This is a genomic window from Streptomyces acidicola, from assembly GCF_009377235.1.
In the GTDB taxonomy this organism is placed as follows: Bacteria; Actinomycetota; Actinomycetes; order Streptomycetales; family Streptomycetaceae; genus Streptomyces; species Streptomyces acidicola.
The window spans coordinates 1-18519 of record NZ_VMNX01000185.1; the positions used below are offsets into that span (position 1 = coordinate 1).

General features: G+C 70.6%; 13 protein-coding genes. 7 read left to right on the forward strand and 6 right to left on the reverse strand.

Annotated features, from left to right (window positions below):
- Window positions 1-2735 (forward strand): ATP-binding protein (locus tag FPZ41_RS48875; protein ID WP_228023162.1); only part of this gene is annotated, 2735 nt, incomplete at its 5' end.
- A gap of 35 nt (window positions 2736-2770) precedes the next feature.
- Here the strand turns inward: FPZ41_RS48875 and FPZ41_RS33940 are convergent.
- From FPZ41_RS33940 to panB, 3 genes are all read right to left on the reverse strand, one after another.
- Window positions 2771-3592, reverse strand: coding sequence for an ABC transporter permease (locus FPZ41_RS33940; protein WP_152867428.1), 822 nt, complete (start codon window positions 3590-3592; stop codon window positions 2771-2773).
- Window positions 3589-4614, reverse strand: a complete 1026-nt coding sequence (locus tag FPZ41_RS33945; protein ID WP_152867429.1) for an ATP-binding cassette domain-containing protein — start codon at window positions 4612-4614, stop codon at window positions 3589-3591. The genes FPZ41_RS33940 and FPZ41_RS33945 overlap by 4 nt, the downstream gene beginning before the upstream one ends.
- A gap of 277 nt (window positions 4615-4891) precedes the next feature.
- Entirely contained in the window at window positions 4892-5788 is an 897-nt protein-coding gene (gene panB, locus FPZ41_RS33950; RefSeq protein WP_152867430.1) for a 3-methyl-2-oxobutanoate hydroxymethyltransferase, read from the reverse strand.
- A 218-nt stretch (window positions 5789-6006) separates the two neighbouring features.
- Between panB and FPZ41_RS33955 the strand changes: the two genes are divergently transcribed.
- The 4 genes from FPZ41_RS33955 to FPZ41_RS33970 all read left to right on the forward strand — a co-directional run bounded on the left by FPZ41_RS33955 (window position 6007) and on the right by FPZ41_RS33970 (window position 11092).
- Window positions 6007-7599: an MFS transporter gene (locus FPZ41_RS33955; protein WP_152867431.1), complete on the forward strand. Its 1593-nt coding sequence runs from the start codon at window positions 6007-6009 to the stop codon at window positions 7597-7599.
- A 141-nt stretch (window positions 7600-7740) separates the two neighbouring features.
- A complete protein-coding gene (locus FPZ41_RS33960; protein WP_322621070.1) occupies window positions 7741-8382 on the forward strand; it encodes a TetR/AcrR family transcriptional regulator in 642 nt (213 codons plus the stop codon).
- Between the two features lie 346 nt (window positions 8383-8728).
- Window positions 8729-9751: an endonuclease/exonuclease/phosphatase family protein gene (locus FPZ41_RS33965; RefSeq protein WP_152867432.1), complete on the forward strand. Its 1023-nt coding sequence runs from the start codon at window positions 8729-8731 to the stop codon at window positions 9749-9751.
- 108 nt (window positions 9752-9859) lie between these two features.
- Complete coding sequence (locus tag FPZ41_RS33970; protein WP_152867433.1) at window positions 9860-11092, forward strand: MFS transporter; 1233 nt, start codon at window positions 9860-9862, stop codon at window positions 11090-11092.
- Window positions 11093-11441: 349 nt separating this feature from the next.
- On the opposite strand, the gene FPZ41_RS33975 is transcribed toward FPZ41_RS33970, so the two are convergent.
- Both FPZ41_RS33975 and FPZ41_RS33980 read right to left on the reverse strand, forming a co-directional pair.
- The gene (locus FPZ41_RS33975; RefSeq protein WP_152867434.1) at window positions 11442-12062 is read right to left on the reverse strand and encodes a DUF305 domain-containing protein; all 621 of its coding nucleotides are present in this window, start codon (window positions 12060-12062) and stop codon (window positions 11442-11444) included.
- Between the two features lie 24 nt (window positions 12063-12086).
- Complete coding sequence (locus tag FPZ41_RS33980; RefSeq protein WP_152867435.1) at window positions 12087-12746, reverse strand: DUF3105 domain-containing protein; 660 nt, start codon at window positions 12744-12746, stop codon at window positions 12087-12089.
- A gap of 400 nt (window positions 12747-13146) precedes the next feature.
- Between FPZ41_RS33980 and glnA the strand changes: the two genes are divergently transcribed.
- Entirely contained in the window at window positions 13147-14508 is a 1362-nt protein-coding gene (gene glnA / locus FPZ41_RS33985; RefSeq protein ID WP_152867436.1) for a type I glutamate--ammonia ligase, read from the forward strand.
- Window positions 14509-14673: 165 nt separating this feature from the next.
- Here glnA and FPZ41_RS33990 read toward each other — a convergent pair whose 3' ends face one another.
- Complete coding sequence (locus tag FPZ41_RS33990) at window positions 14674-15189, reverse strand: pyridoxamine 5'-phosphate oxidase family protein (protein WP_152867437.1); 516 nt, start codon at window positions 15187-15189, stop codon at window positions 14674-14676.
- 236 nt (window positions 15190-15425) lie between these two features.
- Here FPZ41_RS33990 and FPZ41_RS33995 point away from each other — a divergent pair, with 236 nt between their 5' ends.
- Window positions 15426-18473 carry a bifunctional [glutamine synthetase] adenylyltransferase/[glutamine synthetase]-adenylyl-L-tyrosine phosphorylase gene (locus FPZ41_RS33995; RefSeq protein ID WP_152867438.1) on the forward strand — a complete coding sequence of 1016 codons (3048 nt, stop codon included), beginning with the start codon at window positions 15426-15428 and terminating at the stop codon, window positions 18471-18473.
- Window positions 18474-18519: the final 46 nt, after the last annotated feature.

Sequence of the window (18519 nt, forward strand, 5' to 3'; positions counted from 1 at the left end):
GACCCCGCTCCTCAAACGCCGGAGGGGCTGAAACATCAGGCCGTAGGGGCGGCGGGGGCGAGAACCCCAGGCCCGGCAACCTCCGCGCCCGGCTCACCTCCTTCGTCGGCCGGGACGCCGACATCGACGCCATCCGGGGTGACCTGACGGCGGCCCGGCTCGTGACCCTGCTGGGCCCTGGCGGGGCGGGCAAGACCCGGCTGTCGCAGGAGGCGGGGGAGGCCGTGGCCGAGGCCGTCCCCGACGGCGTCTGGCTGGCCGAACTGGCGCCGGTCGACGACCCCGAGAACGTCCCGGAGGCCGTACTCACCGCCCTCGGCGCCCGCGAGACCGTCCTGAGGGGAGCCGGCGCCGAGGAGATGCGGGCCATGGCCGACCGGCACGACGACCCGGTCAGCCGCCTCGTCGAGCACTGCGGCCGACGCCGCATGCTGATCGTCCTCGACAACTGCGAGCACGTGGTCGACGCCGCCGCCCGCCTCGTCGAGCGGCTGCTGGAGCGCTGCCCCGGACTGACCGTACTGGCCACGAGCCGCGAACCCCTCGGCGTGCCGGGGGAGTTGCTGCGACCCGTGGAACCGCTGGCGCAGCCGTACGCGTTGCGGCTGCTCGCCGACCGCGGCGCCGCCGCCCGTCCCGGCTTCGACCCCGCGGACGATCCTGAGGCGGCGGCCGAGATCTGCCGGCGCCTCGACGGCCTGCCGCTCGCCATCGAACTGGCGGCCGCCCGGCTCCGGATGCTGACGCTGCGACAGGTCGCGGAGCGGCTCGACGACCGGTTCCGGCTGCTCACCAGCGGCAGCCGGACCGTACTGCCCCGCCAGCAGACCCTGCGTGCCGTCGTCGACTGGTCCTGGGACCTCCTCGACGAGGACGAACGGGACGTCCTGCGGCGGCTGTCGGTGTTCGCGGGCGGCTGCGACCTCGCCGCCGCCGAGGCCGTCTGCGGCCTAGGGGGTGTTTTGAAAGTCCCGCACAGCACCCACGGCGCCCGGCACGCACCCTCGCCGCACCGGCCAAAGACCCAAGTAGCTCCGCTACGAGGGCCTTCGTCCGGCACGCCGAGGGCACGCACCGAACACCGTGGGCACCGCACTGGACTTTCAAAACACCCCCTATCCACGCTGGAGGCGCTCGGCTCGCTCGTCGACAAGTCCCTCGTGGTGGCGACGCCCGGCGGCGACGGCGTGATGCGCTACCGGCTCCTGGAGACCGTCGCCGAGTACGCCCGCGAGCGGCTCGACGAGACGGGTGCGCGGGCCGCCGCCGAGCGCGCCCACCTCACGTACTACCGCGAACTCGCCCGCACCACCGACCCGTTGCTGCGCGGCTCCGGCCAGCGCGCGGCGATCGAGCTGCTGGAGCTGGAGTACGAGAACATCCGCACGGCCCTGCGCCACGCCGTCGCCGAACGCGACGAACAGGAGGCCCTCAGCCTGGCGCTGTCGCTGTGCTGGTACTGGCAGATGCGCGACCTGCGCAGCGAGGCCCGCACCTGGTCCGCCGAGGTCATGGCGCTCGGCCCCGACCCCTTCGCCGGGCCCGCGCTCCCCGCCCCGGACGTGCTCGAAGGCCTCACCGACGGCCCGCCGCCGATGAGCCCCGAGGTCCTCGCGGAGGCCCGGCGCGGGGTGCACCTCCTCCACCTCGCCTGCATGGACATGGACCTGGGCGCCTGGGAAACCCCGCAGGCCAGACAGAAGCTGCTCGTCATCAGCGGGACCTACCGGCCGGGCCAGCCGCAGACCTGCCGTTTCCCCGGCTCCATGTGGTTCTTCGCCGTTCTGCTCAGCGCCGAACTGGAGCGCACCCGCGACGTCATCAACGAGACCGTGAACACCTGCCGCGAGCTCGGCCACTCCTGGGAGCTGGCGCAGGCCCTGCAACTGCGGGCCAACATCCTCGCCAACCGCAGCGACTGGACGGGCGACGCCACCCGCGACGCCGACGAGGCGCTGGAGCTGTTCACCCGGATCGGCGACGCCTGGGGCGCGGCGGAGGCACTCTCCGCGCGAGGTGAGGCCCAGGAGCGCAAGGGCGACTACGAGGGCGCCGCCGCGGACTTCGCACGGGCCCTGGAGTACGCCGAACAACTCGGCGCCCGCGCCCAGCTGGGTGTCCTCAGAGCCCGCCTGGGCGGTGTGCTCATCGAGGGCGGGGATGCCGAGCGCGGCGAGAAGATGCTGTTCGAGGTGCTGGAGAGCGCTCAGGGCAGCACCAACGAGGCCATACCGGCCGCCAGGCTCTTTCTCACGGTCTGGCTCGGCCGCCGCCGGCGCATGGCGGAGGCGTGGGAGCAGATCAGGCTGCTGCGGGAGGATTTCGAGGCCGTCAACTTCGTGATCTTCTCCAGCTTCGTCGCCGGCATCGAGGGCTGGCTGGAGGCGCTGTCGGGCCGCCATGAGGAGGCCCTGGTCAAGCTGCGCGAGGCGTTGGCACGGGCCGCGGACCCGATCACCCGCAACATCGCGCCCCACTTCGTCTCCGTGCAGCTCACCGGGGCCGCCATCGCCGTCGCCGGCGTGGACGGCGGCAGCCGGGCACGGGACGCGGCCCGGCTCCTCGGAGCCGCCGACGCGATGCTGCCGCAGGGTCACTGCTCAAGCCCCCTGGAGGTCGAGAACCGCGACCTGGCCGAGTCCGCGGCCCGGGCCGTACTGGACGACGAGACGTACGAGACGGCGTACGCCGAGGGCGGCGCGCTCTCCGTGGAGGAGGCCACCGCCCTGGTCTGAACCGTCGTCCGGCCCGGGGCCCGCGCGTCAGCTCTTCAGCTCTTCGTACGGAACTTGTGGATCGCGACCGGCGCCATCACCGCGGTGATCGCCACCGACCAGGCCAGCGTCACCCACAGGTCCTGCGCGACCGGGCCGCCCACCATGAGGCCGCGCGCCGCGTCGGCGAGCGTGGACAGCGGGTTGTAGTCGGTGAAGGCCTGCAGCCAGCCGGGCATCGACTGGGTCGGCGCGAAGATCGACGAGCCGAACTGCAGCGGGAACAGCACCAGGAAGCCCATCGCCTGCACCGACTGCGCGTTCTTCAGGATCACGCCCAGGGTGAGGAACACCCACATGATCGACGAGGCGAACACCGCGGACAGGCCCACGGCCGCGAACAGACCGTCCCAGTGGTTGATGTCGAAGCCGACCAGGACGGCGACGATCATCAGCACGGTCGTCGCGAACAGCATCCGCGCCAGCTCCACCGAGACCTTCGCGAACAGCACCGAGCCGCGCCCGATCGGCAGCGACCGGAAGCGGTCCATGACACCGGAGTTGAAGTCCTGGCTGAACCCGGTGCCGACGCCCTGGGACAGCGTCATGCTCATCATCGCGATCATGCCGGGGATCACGTACTGCACGTAACCGTCCTGCCCGCCGCCCAGGGCCTGCCCGATCGAGCCGCCGAAGACGTACACGAACAGCAGGGTGAAGACGACCGGCATCAGCAACGCGTCGAACATCGACTCGGGGTCCTGCCGGATCCACAGCAGATTGCGGCGGATGAGGGCGCCGGTGTGGCGCAGATGGCCGCGCAGCGGAATGCGTGCGTCGGCTGTGGTGGTGGCGGTGAATGCAGGGGCGGCGCTCATACGGCGACCTCCTCGCGGGTGTCGGCGGGCACGGCGTCCTGCGGGGCACTGGCGCGATGGCCGGTGAGGGACAGGAACACCTCGTCCAGGCTGGGCAGTTCGGTGGTGATGGAGCTGATCGTGATGGAGCGCGCGGTGACCGCGCCGACCACGGCGGTCAGCTGCTCGTCGCTGAGGATCGGGACGAGTACGGCACCGCCCTCGGTGTCGACGGTCGAGTTGGCGAGTCCCGTGATGCCGAGCTCGTCGAGGGCGGAGGCGAGCGGCCGCAACTGCAGTGGATCAGCGGGCCGCACCCGCAGCGTCCGCCCTCCGACCTTCGCCTTGAGCTCGTCGATGGCGCCGCCCGCGATGACCTTCCCGCGGTCGACGACGGTCAGCTCGGAGGCGAGCTGCTCGGCCTCCTCCATGTACTGGGTGGTGAGCAGCACGGTCACCCCCTCACCGACCATGGCCTTGACCTCGTCCCACACCTCGTTACGGGTACGGGGGTCGAGTCCGGTGGTCGGCTCGTCGAGGAACAGCACCTCGGGCCGCCCGATCATCGAGGCGGCGAGGTCGAGCCGCCGCCGCATGCCGCCGGAGTACGTGCTCGCGGGCCGCATGGCGGCCTCCGTGAGCGAGAACCGCTCCAGCAGCTCGTCGGCGCGAGCGCGCGCGTCCTTCCGCGGCAGATCGAGCAGTCGCCCGATCATGTAGAGGTTCTCCCAGCCCGGGAGCTTCTCGTCGACCGACGCGTACTGCCCGGTGAGCCCGATCACCCGGCGCAGCTGCCGGGGCTGCCGTACGACGTCGTATCCGGCGACGGTCGCCTGTCCCGCGTCGGGTGCGAGCAGCGTGGACAGAATCCGCACGAGGGTGGTCTTGCCGGCCCCGTTCGGCCCGAGCACACCCATCACGGTGCCCTCGCGCACGTCCAGGTCGACGCCGTCGAGCGCCTTGGTCTCGCCGTAGTGCTTGACCAGTCCCCGGACGGTGACGGCCCCGTTCGGGCCGCCTGGGTTCTTGTCGTTTCGCTTCATGGGGACGACGGTGCCAGAGCCCACCGACAAACGACCGACAGAGCACCGACAGCAGGTGAATGACGGCCGACACCACCGACAATTCCCCGACGAACTCCGCAACCATCAATTGAGAAACCACGACGGCGAGCAACCAGGTCCGCGAGAGCGGCGCCGGTTCAGGCGCAAGAAGGTGCCGAGCAACCAGGTCCGCGAGAGCGGCGCCGGCTCAGGCGCAAAAAACAGCAGCCCGCCGACGGGGGAAGATCGGCGGGCTGCTGGGTGGTGCCGTGGTGGATCAGTGGACGGAGTGTTCCTCCTGGGGGAACGTTCCGCCGATGACGTCCTCGGCGAAGGACCTGGCCGCGCCGGCCATGACCTCGCGGAGGTTGACGTACTGCTTCACGAACTTCGGTACCCGCCCCGCGGTCAGCCCGAGCATGTCGGTCCAGACGAGGACCTGCGCGTCCGTCTCGGGGCCCGCGCCGATACCGACCGTCGGGATGTGGAGCACGCGCGTGACCTCGGCCGCCAGCTCGGCCGGGACCAGTTCGAGGACGACGGCGAAGGCGCCGGCGTCCTGCACGGCCTTCGCGTCCCGCAACAGCTGCGCGGCCGCCTCGTCGCCACGTCCCTGCACGCGGTAGCCCATCGCGTTGACCGACTGAGGGGTCAGTCCGATGTGCGCCATGACCGGGATGCCGGACTCCACGAGGAGCTCGATCTGGCGGTGGGAGCGTTCGCCGCCCTCCAGCTTGACCGCTCCGACGCCCGCCTCCTTGATCAGGCGCGTCGCCGAGCGCAGGGCCTGGACGGGGCCCTCCTGGTACGACCCGAAGGGCAGATCGCCGACGATCAGGGCGCGGCTGGTGCCGCGGACGACCGCCGCCGACAGCATCGTCATCTCGTCGAGGGTGACGGGCACGGTGGTCTCGTACCCCAGGTGGCAGTTGCCCGCCGAGTCGCCGACGAGCATCACCGGAATGCCGGCCTCGTCGAAGACGGACGCGGTCAGCGCGTCGTATGCGGTGAGCATGGGCCACTTCTCGCCGCGCTCCTTGGCGGCGGCAATGTCGCGCACGGTGATCCGCCGGGTGCTCTTGCCCCCGTACAGCGCCCTGCTGCTGTCGGAGGGCTTGAGCGCCCCCTGTGCGGGCTGCTCGGGCTGCTCGGGGGCAGCCGGAAGCTGCGTCATCGCAACGGCTCCTTCTGTCATCTCGAGGCGCCCTCACGGCGTCCCCGGACCGTCTCCATGGTGGCACCTCGTGCCAGGCCCGGCCAGACCGGGGCGGGGGATGTCTGTCACGTACGCGGTGATACCTAAGCCCCATGCCCTAGGTCCTCGCTTAAGGGCTCCGTAAAGGATTTCAATACGAGACGGTCCCGTATCGAAAGCTCGTTAGGGTCGTACCCATGACTTCTCCTGCTGTCCCTGCCGAGCGGCGGGTCCCGGAAGCCGTACACAGGCGCCGCTGGGCCATCCTCGGCGTACTGATGCTGAGCCTGCTGATCGTCGTGCTCGACAACTCGATCCTGAACGTCGCCATCAAGACGATCTCCACGCCCGCTCCGACCGGGCTCGGTGCCACCCAGAGCGAGCTGGAGTGGGCGATCAACGCCTACACGCTCGTCTTCGCCGGGCTGCTGTTCAGCGCGGGGCTCCTGGGCGACCGGCTGGGGCGGAAGAAGGTGCTGCTCGCCGGGCTCGTGGTGTTCGGCGTCGGATCGGCGCTGGCGGCCCAGTCGGGCTCCCCCGCCGAACTCATCGCGTTCCGTGCCGTGATGGCCCTCGGGGCGGCGTTCGTGATGCCCGCCACCCTGGCCGTCCTGATGAACGTCTTCGAGCGGGACGAGCAGCCGAAGGCCATCGGCATCTGGGCGGGCGGTGTCGGGCTCGCCATCGCCATCGGGCCCATCACCGGAGGGGTCCTTCTCGACCACTTCTGGTGGGGGTCCGTCTTCCTCATCAACGTGCCGATAGTCGTCCTCGCGCTGGCGCTGATGCTGTGGCTGGTGCCCGACTCACGGGACCCGAACCCAGGGCGCGTGGACCCCCTCGGTGTCGTGCTCTCCATCGTCGGGCTCGTGCTGCTCGTGTACGGCATCATCAAGGGCGGCCAGCTCGCGGACTTCACGAACGCCACCGTGCTCGCGACCATCGGGGCCGGACTCGCGGTGCTCGCCGTCTTCGTCCTGTTCGAGAAGCGCAGCGACCATCCGTCCATCGACGTCACGTACTTCAAGAACAAGGTCTTCTCGGCGGCCATCGCCGCCATCGCGCTCGTGTTCTTCGCGCTCATGGGCGTGACCTTCTTCTCCGTCTTCTACACCCAGAGCGTGCGCGGTTACTCGCCGTTGCACGCCGGCCTGTTGCTGCTGCCGCTGGCCGTCGCGCAGATGGTGTTCGCGCCGCGGGCCCGGCTGGTCGTGGACCGGTTCGGCAACAAGGCGGTGTGCACGGCGGGGCTGTTGACCGTCGCGGCGATGCTGGCCGCCTTCACGGCGCTGGAGGCGGACACGCCGATCTGGATCCTCGAAGTGATCTTCTTCTTCATGGGGGCCGGCATGGCGCACATCATGACCCCGGTGAGCGTCGTCATCATGCAGGCGCTGCCGCGCGAGAAGGCCGGCTCGGCGTCCGCCCTCAGCAACACCTTCCGCCAGCTCGGCGGCGCCCTGGGCATCGCGGTCCTCGGCTCGGTGCTGTCGACGGCGTACCGCTCCGGCATCGAGGACAGGCTGCCGCCCACCGCCCGGCACCAGGCGGGCGAGTCCATCGAGGCCACCCTCGGCTTCGCCGCGAAGCTCGGCGTCAAGGGCGAGGCCCTGGTCGCCCCGGCCCACGACGCCTTCCTGCACGCGATGCACGTCACCGCGCTGTGCGGGGCGGGAGTGGCCGTGTTCGGGGCGGTGGTGGTGGCGCTGTTCCTGCCGGGAAAGGCACCACAGGAACAACGGGAGCCCGGGGAGACCGAGTTGGTGACAGCAGATAAAGCGGATCAATAGGGCGGACAAGGCAGACCCATCGGGCGGACGCGCGATGTCGTTCGGCGGACGTCAAGGAGTTTGTCCGGGCACCGCGTGCCCCTCGCGGTCGTTCAGACGGGAGAATCGCCCCACGCCGACAACACAGGGACGGAGCCGATCGTGAGCCTCGCCGAGAGCCGAGCCAGGGAAGGCAGCACGGCAGTGGGCCCCGGGAGCCCCGTCCGGGGACGCCCGCGCAGCGAGGCCGTGGAACGCTCCATCATCGAAGGGGTGATGAAGCTCCTTGAGGAGGGTGTGCCGCTCGCGGAGTTGTCCATCGAGCGGGTGGCGCGCACCGCGGGCGTCGGCAAGGCCACCATCTACCGCCGCTGGAGCGGCAAGGAGGAGCTCTTCGTCGACGTCCTGCGCGCGGCCGAACCCCCGGACCCCGTGCTCCCCGGCACCTCCCTGCGCGACGACCTCGTCGCCCTGCTGGAATCGCTGCGCCGGCGCGGCCTGATGAGCCGTTCCTCGGCAATCCTGCACAACGTCCACGCGCAGATGAAGAGCAGCCCGAAGATCTGGGCCGCGTACCACGCCGTCGTGATCGAACCCCGGCGCCGTACCACCTTCGAGGTACTGCGCCGGGGCCGGGAGAACGGCGAACTCCGGGCCGACCTCGACATTGAGCTGGTCAGCGACCTGTTCGTGGGCCCCATGCTCGTACGCACGGTCATGCGCCCGGACGCCGCACTCGACGAGGAACTGGCCGAGCACATCGTCGACACGGTCCTGGCGGGACTGCGGCCGGACGGCGTGTAGCCCTTCACCGCGACTCGCCGCCGACGGCCCCTTCGCGCAGGGTGACATTTCTCGCAGAGTCGGCAGAGCCAGTCGCGGCTTCGTCCCCGGCCGGAAAACTCCTTGAAACCTTGAAGTCCGAACCGGTTCCTGAAGTGACGTCACAAAACCACACCTCACAACTCCCCGCTGGTGTGCGCGTTTGGTCACAGCAAGCGTTCTCCGGCCGCCGGTTCGGAACTTCGACAGCTGAGATCTTCGTCATCGTGCCCGTACGGCCGTCACGGGACGGCGGGACGGACGGCGATCATCCCCTAGGGTCGTAGGCGCGGGGGACGACGTGCACGGCAGGTTGTGAGGCGACGGTATGGCGCAGGCGTATGTGACGGAGACGGGCGGCGGCACGGGTGCGGGCCGCGAGCGGTCCCGGCTCCGGCGCCTGTGGGGCGACCGGGGGATCTGGCGCCGCGGCATCGTGATCGCGGCCCTCGCGGTGATCCTCGCACTGATGATGGTGCTGCACGCGCGGATCCCCAACAAGATCGGCAACCTCGGCAGCCTCACCGACACGTTCCTGCCCTGGCTCGGCGTGTTCGTCCCGGTACTCCTGATCCTCGCGCTCATCCGCCGGTCAGTGACCGCGCTCATCGCCGTGCTGCTGCCCACGGCCGTCTGGCTGAACCTCTTCGGCGGGCTCGTCACCGACAAGGCCAGCAGCGGCGGTGACCTGACCGTCGCCACGCACAACGTCAACGCGGAGAACCCGGACCCGTCCGGCACGGCCCGCGACGTGGCCGCCTCCGGGGCGGACGTGGTGGCGCTGGAGGAACTGACCGAGGAGGCCGTGCCCGTCTACGAGAGGGCGCTGGAGTCGACGTACAAGTACCACAAGGTGGTCGGCACCGTCGGGCTGTGGAGCAAGTACCCGATGAACGACACCAAGTCCGTCGACATCAAGCTGGGCTGGGAGCGCGCGATGCGCTCGACCGTGACGACGCCGGAGGGCGAGGTCGCCGTCTACGTCGCCCATCTGCCCTCGGTGCGGGTGAAGCTGGAGGCCGGGTTCACCGCGCGGCAGCGCGACAAGAGCGCCAACGCCCTGGGCGCGGCCATCGCGGACGAGCCCATCAGGCAGGTCGTCCTGCTCGGTGACCTCAACGGCACGATGAACGACCGTGCGCTCAACGCCGTCACCGCACAGATGCGCTCCACGCAGGGCGCGGCGGGCAGCGGCTTCGGCTTCAGCTGGCCGGCGTCCTTCCCGATGGCCCGCATCGACCAGATCCTGGTGCGGGACGCCGAACCGGAGGCGTCGTGGACGCTGCCGGCGACGGCGAGCGACCATCTGCCGCTCGCGGCGCGTGTGAAACTCGGCACATCGGGCCCCTGAACACCTGCTTGAAACCAGGGCGTCACCTGCCGGAATGCTGGGCCGGGGAGAGTTTGTTCCGTCTTTGAACATACGATGGAACGAAACCTCCCTCTGAAAGGCCTCTCCATGCCCCTCGCCCTGCTCGCCCTCGCCGTGGGCGCGTTCGGGATCGGTACGACCGAGTTCGTGATGATGGGCCTGCTGCCCGACGTCGCGGTCGACCTGCGCGTCTCCCTCCCCACCGCCGGGCACCTCGTCTCGGCGTACGCGCTGGGCGTGGTGATCGGTGCTCCGCTGCTGGCCGCGGTGACGGCCCGCATGTCCCGCCGCACGGTCCTCATCGCCCTGATGGCGCTGTTCGTGTTCAGCAACGCCCTGTCGGCCCTCGCGCCGGACGCGCACTGGCTGCTGGCCGCCCGTTTCCTGAGCGGGCTCCCGCACGGTGCCTTCTTCGGTGTGGGCGCCGTCGTCGCCACGAACCTGGTGGCGCCCGAGCGCAAGGCGCGTTCGGTCTCGCTGATGTTCCTGGGACTGACGGTCGCGAACGTCGCGGGGGTGCCCGCGGCGACGCTCGTGGGCCAGCACCTCGGCTGGCGTGCCGCGTTCCTCGGGGTGAGCGTGATCGGGCTGGCGGCGATCGGCTCCCTGGCGCTGCTGCTGCCCCGTGACCCGGCCCACGGCGGGACGCCGGGTGGTGGCCTGCGCGGTGAACTGGCCGCCCTCCGCTCGGGGCCCGTCTGGCTGGCGCTGGGCACGACCGTCGCGGGCTTCGGCGCCCTCTTCGCCGCGTACAGCTACATCGCGCCCATGCTGACGGCGGCCGCCGGGTACGCCGAGTCGAGCGTGACGCTGCTGCTGGCGCTGTTCGGCGTGGGGGCGACGGTGGGCAACCTCGTGGGCGGCCGGCTCGCGGACCGCGCGATGCGAGGGACGCTGTTCGGCGGTCTGGTCTCGCTGGTCGTGGTGCTGGCCCTGTTCCCGCTGCTGATGCAGTCGGCGTGGACGGCGGCCCTCGCCGTGACGCTGCTCGGCACGGCCGCCTTCGCCACCGGCTCGCCCCTCCAGCTCATGGTCATGGAAAAGGCGTCCACGGCCCCGTCCCTGGCCTCGTCCGCCAACCAGGCGGCCTTCAACCTGGCCAACGCGGGCGGTGCGTGGATCGGCGGGCTGACACTCGCCGCCGGCTTCGGGGTGACGTCTCCCGCGGTCGCGGGAGCGGGATTGGCCCTGCTGGGGCTGGGAGTCGCGGCTGTGGCGTACGTGGTCGATGTCCGGCGGGGTGTCGTCGTACGGCAGAGCGGTCCAGGGCGCCTGGTGGCGGCGCATGTTCCGCAGGAGTCGGATGCGGTGGTGCGCTGAGGGGTCCTGAAGCGGTCGCCCCGCTCAGGGGTGGACCGTAGGGGCCGGACCTCAGGAGCCGGGACGCCAGGGCGCGGGCGCGTCCGCCCGGCCGCGGGAGCTGTCGGCAATCTCTCCGGGCCCCCGGATGCGACCGCCGCATCCGGGGGCACGAGTGGTGCGAAAATTCCGCCCAGTAGCCAGTAGCCAGTAGCCAGTAGCCAGTAGCCAGTAGCCAGTAGCCAGTAGCCCGGGGGCAGCCGAGGCACACGGCCCGTTTAATCGTCAGAACGACGCAATGGGGTGGGCGGGCGTGTGGGGCGCCCCACGCACGGAGCGCCCCACGCCACTGCCCGACCCAGGGACCGCCCTAACGCGGTGTCGCGCCCCGGTCCTTGAGCATCCCGGTCATGAGCTGGATCTCCGACTCCTGGCCGTTGACCATGCCCTGCGCGAGCTTCTTCTCCACGCCGACCGTGCACTTGGAGACGCAGCCCTGCGCCATGTGGATGCCGCCCTTGTGGTGGTCGGTCATCAGCTGGAGGTAGAAGATCTCCGCCTCCTTGCCGCTGAGCTTGCCGAGCTTCTCCAACTCGGTGTTGGTCGCCATGCCCGGCATCAGCGAGCCGTCCTTGCCGGAGGCCATGTCGCCCATGCCCATCCACGTCATGGGCGCGTCCGACGACACCTTGGGCAGCTCCCACATGTCCAGCCAGCCGATCATCATGCCGCGCTGGTTGGCCTGGGTCTGCGCGATGTCGTACGCGAGCCGCCGAACGTCTTCGTCGTCGGTGCGGTCGCGGACGATGTACGACATCTCGACGGCCTGCTGGTGGTGGACCGCCATGTCCCGGGCGAAGCCCGCGTCCGCGGAGTCCGCGGCGGGCACCTTCGTGGCGGAGTCGTCGCCGTCGGCGACCGCGTACGTGATCGCTCCGGCCGCGACGAGCACCGCCGCGGCCCCGGAGGCGATCCAGGCTATGTGCTTCATCTTCCCCACTGTGTCAGGCAGTTGCTACGAGAGGCCATTGGTGCAGGCCGCGCCCGGCTCCGGGGTCTGCTCGCCCTGCACATACGTCTCGAAGAACTTCCCGACGTTCGGGTCGTCGGCGCTCGTCACCGTGCGCTGGTGCCCCCACGCGCTCAGCATGAGCGGGTCCTTCTGGTCGTCGACCGGGCTCATGAGCGTGTACGGGGTCTGCTTGACCTTCTCGGCGAGCGCCTTGATGTCGTCCTCGGACGCCGCGCTGTTGTACGTCACCCAGACCGCGCCGTGCTCCAGGGAGTGCACGGCGTTCTCGTTCTTGATCGCCTTGTCGTAGACGTCGCCGTTGCAGTTCTGCCACACCGGGTTGTGGTCGCCGCCGACCGGCGGTTCCACCGGGTACTTCACGGACTTGGTGACGTGGGTCTGGGCCAGCTTGCCCTCCCACTTCTTCACGCCGTCCTCGCCGGTGACGAACTTGCCCGAGGCGGCCTTCGTGTCACCGGCGGTGTCGCTGTCGTCGGACTGCGAGCGTATGAGGAACGTCCCGCCGACGACGAGACCGGCGACGATGACCACGCTCACGCCGATCGTGAGGATGCGGTTGCGAGTCTCGCGGGCGCGCTCGGCACGGCGCATCTCCTCTATTCGCGCCTTGCGCGCCGCGGAGCTGCTCTTCTTGGCGGACATGTCGTGTGTTCCTTCAGTGGGGGATGAGACGGGATGAGACGGGAGGGGCTCGCTGATCGTAATTTGACGCCCTCCCTCTCGTAAACGAGGGGGATTCCTGCCGGCCGGGACCCCGTATCCGCTTCAGGCCGGGAACGACCGCGGCCGCAGGGCCAGGGCCAGCGGAAAGGGCACGGCCGGCCATTACAGAAGCGCCGGCGAGCAGGCAAAATGGGTTCAGAGCCGTACACCTGCCGTGCGCGAGGCGTTCACACCGGAGTCGGTCGAACGATCAAGGTCCGCAACGCGCATGAAACGGTGTTGTGGTGGGATGCTCAGGTGCCGGACCGTTTCCCGTGGCACGGGAGTAGTGGCTACGGGACCAGGCGGCCTGACCAGCAAGGATGGGTGGAAGCTAGACATGGACAAGCAGCAGGAGTTCGTGCTCCGCACATTGGAGGAGCGCGACATCCGGTTCGTACGCCTGTGGTTCACGGACGTGCTGGGCTTCCTCAAGTCCGTGGCCGTGGCCCCCGCAGAGCTGGAACAGGCCTTCGACGAGGGCATCGGCTTCGACGGCTCGGCCATCGAGGGCTTCGCCCGCGTCTACGAGTCCGACATGATCGCCAAGCCGGACCCCTCGACGTTCCAGGTCCTGCCGTGGCGCGCGGAGGCGCCCGGGACGGCCCGGATGTTCTGCGACATCCTCATGCCGGACGGCTCCCCGTCCTTCGCGGACCCGCGCTACGTCCTCAAGCGCTCCCTGGCCCGCACCTCCGACCTGGGCTTCACCTTCTACACCCACCCGGAGATCGAGTTCTTCCTCCTGAAGGACCGCCCGATGGACGGCTCCCGCCCCACCCCGGCCGACAACTCGGGCTACTTCGACCACACCCCGACCAACGTCGGCATGGACTTCCGCCGCCAGGCGATCACCATGCTGGAGTCCATGGGCATCTCGGTGGAGTTCTCCCACCACGAGGGCGCTCCGGGCCAGCAGGAGATCGACCTGCGCTACGCCGACGCGCTCTCCACGGCCGACAACATCATGACGTTCCGCCTGGTCATGAAGCAGGTGGCGCTGGAGCAGGGCGTCCAGGCGACGTTCATGCCGAAGCCGTTCTCGGAGCACCCGGGCAGTGGCATGCACACGCACCTCTCGCTCTTCGAGGGCGACAGGAACGCGTTCTACGAGTCGGGCGCGGAGTACCAGCTCTCCAAGGTCGGCCGCTCCTTCATCGCGGGCCTGCTCAGGCACGCGGGCGAGATCGCGGCCGTCACCAACCAGTGGGTCAACTCCTACAAGCGCATCTGGGGCGGCGCCGAGCGCACCGCCGGCGCGGGCGGCGAGGCCCCCTCGTACATCTGCTGGGGCCACAACAACCGCTCGGCCCTGGTCCGCGTCCCGATGTACAAGCCCGGCAAGACGGGCTCGGCCCGCATCGAGGTCCGCTCCCTGGACTCCGGCGCGAACCCCTACCTCGCCTACGCCGTCCTCCTCGCCGCCGGCCTCAAGGGCATCGAGGAGGGCTACGAGCTCCCGCCGGGAGCCGAGGACGACGTCTGGGCCCTGTCCAACTCCGAGCGCCGCGCGATGGGCATCGAACCCCTGCCCCAGAACCTCGGCGAGGCCCTGTCCCTGATGGAGCGCAGCGACCTCGTCGCCGAGACACTCGGCGAGCACGTCTTCGACTTCTTCCTCCGCAACAAGAAGCAGGAGTGGGAGGAGTACCGCAGCGAGGTCACGGCGTTCGAGCTGCGGAAGAACCTGCCGGTGCTGTGACGCTCCGCTGAGGGCCGGTTCGGGTGGTGGGTTCGTTGCTGCCGTCTTGAGTCTGCGGCTTTGTCGTGGTTGCTCGCTTTCCCCAAGTGTCATGCTCCTGTGCCCCTCGGAGGCGCGGGAGCATGACGTCTCGAGTCGCCTCTGACATGCGTGCCGACGCCAATGTCAGTCGAACCGCCAGCGGGTCTGACTGAAGGGCTCCCCCTTACCGAAGCCGAAGACCTGGCAGGGCGCCACCGCGAAAACGACGGCCCGTCCGGGGCCGTGATGGAAGTGACCGTCCCGCACATCGAAATGCCAGAAACTGCCGTACTTGGCCTCCCAGGCCGCAGCCAGATCACGCAACCGGTCGTCGTCGGTGACCCGGACCGCCTCGCCCTCCACCGCCAGGTCGTAGCCCTTGTCCCAGGTGTTCGTGCCGGTGGTGAGCACGACCTGCGGGTTCTCCGCGAGGTTGCGTGCCTTGCGCTCCTCGGGGCCGGTGCAGAAGTGCAGCGCGCCGTCCGCCCACACCGCGGGCAGGGGAGTCACATGCGGGCGCCCGTCCGGCCGTACGGTCGAGATCCAGAAGAGCTCGGCCTCGGTGAGCAGCGACTCGGCCTGCGGCCAGGTGGTCGGGGTGGCTCCCTCGCTGCTGTAGCGCGGATCGAGCCGGGTCTGTGGAGTCTTTCTGTCCGCCATGGGTGCCTCCTGGGGTGTGGGGGAGCGGGTTGGCCGTTCGCAGGGACAGACCTCGCGCGGCCACGGAACTCATCGGGGCGGCTGCTCGGCCGTCGTGGACCGCGGGCGCACTGGCCCCCGTGCCGCCCAAGGCGAATCCGCACCCATCCACAAGAGGCCCCCGCCCAACCCGGCGCACCCGTCCCCGTCGGGGTTACCCTCGGGGCCGAACGACCTTGATCCGAGGGAGGCCGGGGATGACGGCGCCGGGGCGCAGGAGCAGTACCTTCTCTCGGCTGCTGAGACACGGCTTCACCGATCCGTCGGCCGCCGAGCGGCTCCTGGAGAGCACCGAGCTGACGGCCATAAGGGACGACCCGGTCCTGCTCGACGCGCTCGGTGCCACCGCCGACCCCGACCTGGCGCTCCTCGGCTTCGTCCGGCTGCTGGAGGCCCAGCCCGACGGGACCGCGCAGCGCGAGCTGCTGGACACGGTGATCGCGGCGAAGCCGTTGCGGGACCGGCTCCTCGGAGTGCTCGGCGCGTCGGCCGCGCTCGGCGACCACCTCGCCCGGCATCCGCACGACTGGCAGGCACTCGTCACGTACGAGCCGGAGGACCTGCACCCGGGCGTCGAGCAGTTCGAGCGGGGTCTCGCCGAGGCCACCGACCCCGTCTCCCTCCGTGTCGCCTACCGCCGCTGCCTGCTCTCCATCGCCGCCCGCGACGTGTGCGGCACCACCGACGTCGCGCAGACCGCCGCCGAGCTCGCCGACCTCGCCACCGCCACCCTCCGCGCCGCCCTCGCTCTCGCCCGCGCGGCCGCCCCCGAGGACGCCGCGCTGTGCCGGCTCGCCGTCATCGCGATGGGCAAGTGCGGCGGCCACGAGCTGAACTACGTGTCCGACGTCGACGTCATCTTCGTCGGCGAGGCCGCGGACTCCACGGGCTCGACCGGTTCCACCGGTTCCACCGGTTCCACCGACTCCGCCGACGAGCAGAAGGCGCTGCAGGCGGCCACCAGGCTCGCCTCCCACCTGATGCGGATCTGCTCGGAGTCCACCGTCGAGGGAACCATCTGGCCCGTCGACGCGAACCTCCGCCCCGAGGGCCGCAACGGACCGCTCGTGCGGACCCTCAGCAGTCACCTCGCCTACTACCAGCGCTGGGCCAAGACCTGGGAGTTCCAGGCCCTGCTGAAAGCCCGGCCCGTCGCGGGCGACATCGAACTCGGCGAGGAGTACATCGCCGCGCTCGACCCCCTCGTCTGGCAGGCCGCCGAACGCGAGAACTTCATCGCCGACGTACAGAAGATGCGCCGCAGGGTCGTCGAGAACATCCCCGCCGCCGAGATCGAACGCGAGCTGAAACTCGGCCCCGGTGGCCTGCGCGACGTCGAGTTCGCCGTGCAGCTACTCCAGCTCGTGCACGGGCGCGGAGACACCTCACTGCGCAGTGGCACCACCCTCGACGCGCTGCGGGCCCTCGCCGCGGGCGGGTACGTGGGGCGGGCCGACGCCGTGCAGCTCGACGAGGCCTACCGTTTCCTGCGGTCCATGGAGCACCGCATCCAGCTCTTCCGGCTGCGCCGCACCCACCTCGTCCCCGCGGCCGAGGACGACCAGCGCCGCATCGGCCGGTCCCTGGGGCTGCGCACGGACCCGGTCGCCGAGCTGAACCGCGAGTGGAAGCGGCACGCGGCCGTCGTACGGCGCCTGCACGAGAAGCTCTTCTACCGGCCACTGCTCGACGCCGTGGCCCAACTCGCCCCGGGTGAGACCCGGTTGAGCGCCGACGCGGCCCGCGAGCGGCTGGTCGCCCTCGGCTACGCGGATCCGGCGTCGGCGCTCAGGCACCTGGAGGCGCTCGCCTCGGGCGTCACCCGCAAGGCCGCGATCCAGCGCACCCTGCTGCCCGTTCTGCTGGGCTGGTTCGCGGACTCGGCCGACCCGGACGCGGGGCTGCTGGGTTTCCGCAAGGTGTCGGACGCGCTGGGCAAGACCCCCTGGTACCTGCGGCTCCTCCGGGACGAGGGAGCCGCCGCCGAGAACCTCGCCCGTGTGCTGTCGGCCGGCCGGCTCGCCCCCGACCTGCTGCTGCGCGCCCCCGAGGCCGTCGCCCTGCTCGGTGACGGCGACGGCAGAGGCGGCGGCCTCGAACCCCGGGAACGCGAGCACCTGGAACAGGAGATCCTCGCCGCCGTCGGACGCTCCGAGAACGACGAGCAGGCGGTCACCTTCGCCCGCGGAGTGCGCCGACGCGAACTGTTCCGTACGGCCGCCGCCGACATCGTCGCTTCCTACGGTACCGAGGAGGCACCGGCCGCCGCCGATCAGGGCGCGCTGGTGGAACTGGTGGGCGGCGCGGTGTCGGACCTCACCGCGGCCACCCTGGCGGGGACGCTGCGGGCAGTCGTACGCGGCAAGTGGGGCGACACCCTTCCCACCCGGTTCGCGATCATCGGCATGGGCCGGTTCGGCGGGCACGAACTGGGCTACGGCTCCGACGCGGACGTCCTCTTCGTGCACGAGCCGCGCGACGGGGTCGACGAGCAGGAGGCCGCGCGGGCCGCGGGCACCGTCGTCGCGGAGATGCGCCGGCTGCTCCAGATCCCCAGCACCGATCCGCCGCTGTTGATCGACGCCGACCTGCGGCCCGAGGGCAAGTCCGGGCCGCTCGTCCGGACGCTGACGTCGTACGCGGCGTACTACCGGCGCTGGTCGCTGGTGTGGGAGTCACAGGCACTGCTGCGCGCGGAACCCGTCGCGGGCGACGAGGATCTGGGCCGTCGTTTCATCGAGCTCGTCGACCCGCTGCGGTATCCGGCGGAGGGGCTGGGCGACGATGCCGTACGGGAGATCCGGCGGCTCAAGGCCCGCATGGAGTCGGAGCGGCTGCCGCGCGGCGCCGATCCCACGCTGCACACCAAGCTGGGCCGTGGTGGGCTGTCCGATGTCGAGTGGACCGTACAGCTCCTTCAGCTCCGGCACGGCTGGGCGGAGCCGGGGCTGCGCACCACGCGGACCCGTCGCGCCCTGGCCGCCGCGTGTGCCGCGGAGCTGATCTCCGGGGAGGACGCGGCGACCCTGGACGAGGCGTGGGTGCTGGCCACGCGGGTGCGGAACGCGGTGATGCTCGTGCGGGGGCGGGCCGGGGACATGTTCCCGTCGGGCGGCCGTGAACTCGCCGCCGTCGGACGCTACCTGGGCTACGGGCCCGGCCACGTGGGGGACATGCTCGACGACTACCGGCGCACGACGCGCAGGGCTCGGTCGGTCATGGAGGAGCTGTTCTACGGGGCGTGAGGCTGAGGGCGCGGGGTGCCGGGGTGCCTCCGGCGGTTGGGCCGGG

Excerpts from the sequence above, each read along its gene's own strand:
- FPZ41_RS33940 (WP_152867428.1), bottom strand. The coding sequence starts at position 3,592 with ATGAGCGCCGCCCCTGCATTCACCGCCACCACCACAGCCGACGCACGC.
- FPZ41_RS33945 (WP_152867429.1), bottom strand. The coding sequence starts at position 4,614 with ATGAAGCGAAACGACAAGAACCCAGGCGGCCCGAACGGGGCCGTCACC.
- panB (WP_152867430.1), bottom strand. The coding sequence starts at position 5,788 with ATGACGCAGCTTCCGGCTGCCCCCGAGCAGCCCGAGCAGCCCGCACAG.
- FPZ41_RS33955 (WP_152867431.1), top strand. The coding sequence starts at position 6,007 with ATGACTTCTCCTGCTGTCCCTGCCGAGCGGCGGGTCCCGGAAGCCGTA.
- FPZ41_RS33965 (WP_152867432.1), top strand. The coding sequence starts at position 8,729 with ATGGCGCAGGCGTATGTGACGGAGACGGGCGGCGGCACGGGTGCGGGC.
- FPZ41_RS33970 (WP_152867433.1), top strand. The coding sequence starts at position 9,860 with ATGCCCCTCGCCCTGCTCGCCCTCGCCGTGGGCGCGTTCGGGATCGGT.
- FPZ41_RS33975 (WP_152867434.1), bottom strand. The coding sequence starts at position 12,062 with ATGAAGCACATAGCCTGGATCGCCTCCGGGGCCGCGGCGGTGCTCGTC.
- FPZ41_RS33980 (WP_152867435.1), bottom strand. The coding sequence starts at position 12,746 with ATGTCCGCCAAGAAGAGCAGCTCCGCGGCGCGCAAGGCGCGAATAGAG.
- glnA (WP_152867436.1), top strand. The coding sequence starts at position 13,147 with ATGGACAAGCAGCAGGAGTTCGTGCTCCGCACATTGGAGGAGCGCGAC.
- FPZ41_RS33990 (WP_152867437.1), bottom strand. The coding sequence starts at position 15,189 with ATGGCGGACAGAAAGACTCCACAGACCCGGCTCGATCCGCGCTACAGC.
- FPZ41_RS33995 (WP_152867438.1), top strand. The coding sequence starts at position 15,426 with ATGACGGCGCCGGGGCGCAGGAGCAGTACCTTCTCTCGGCTGCTGAGA.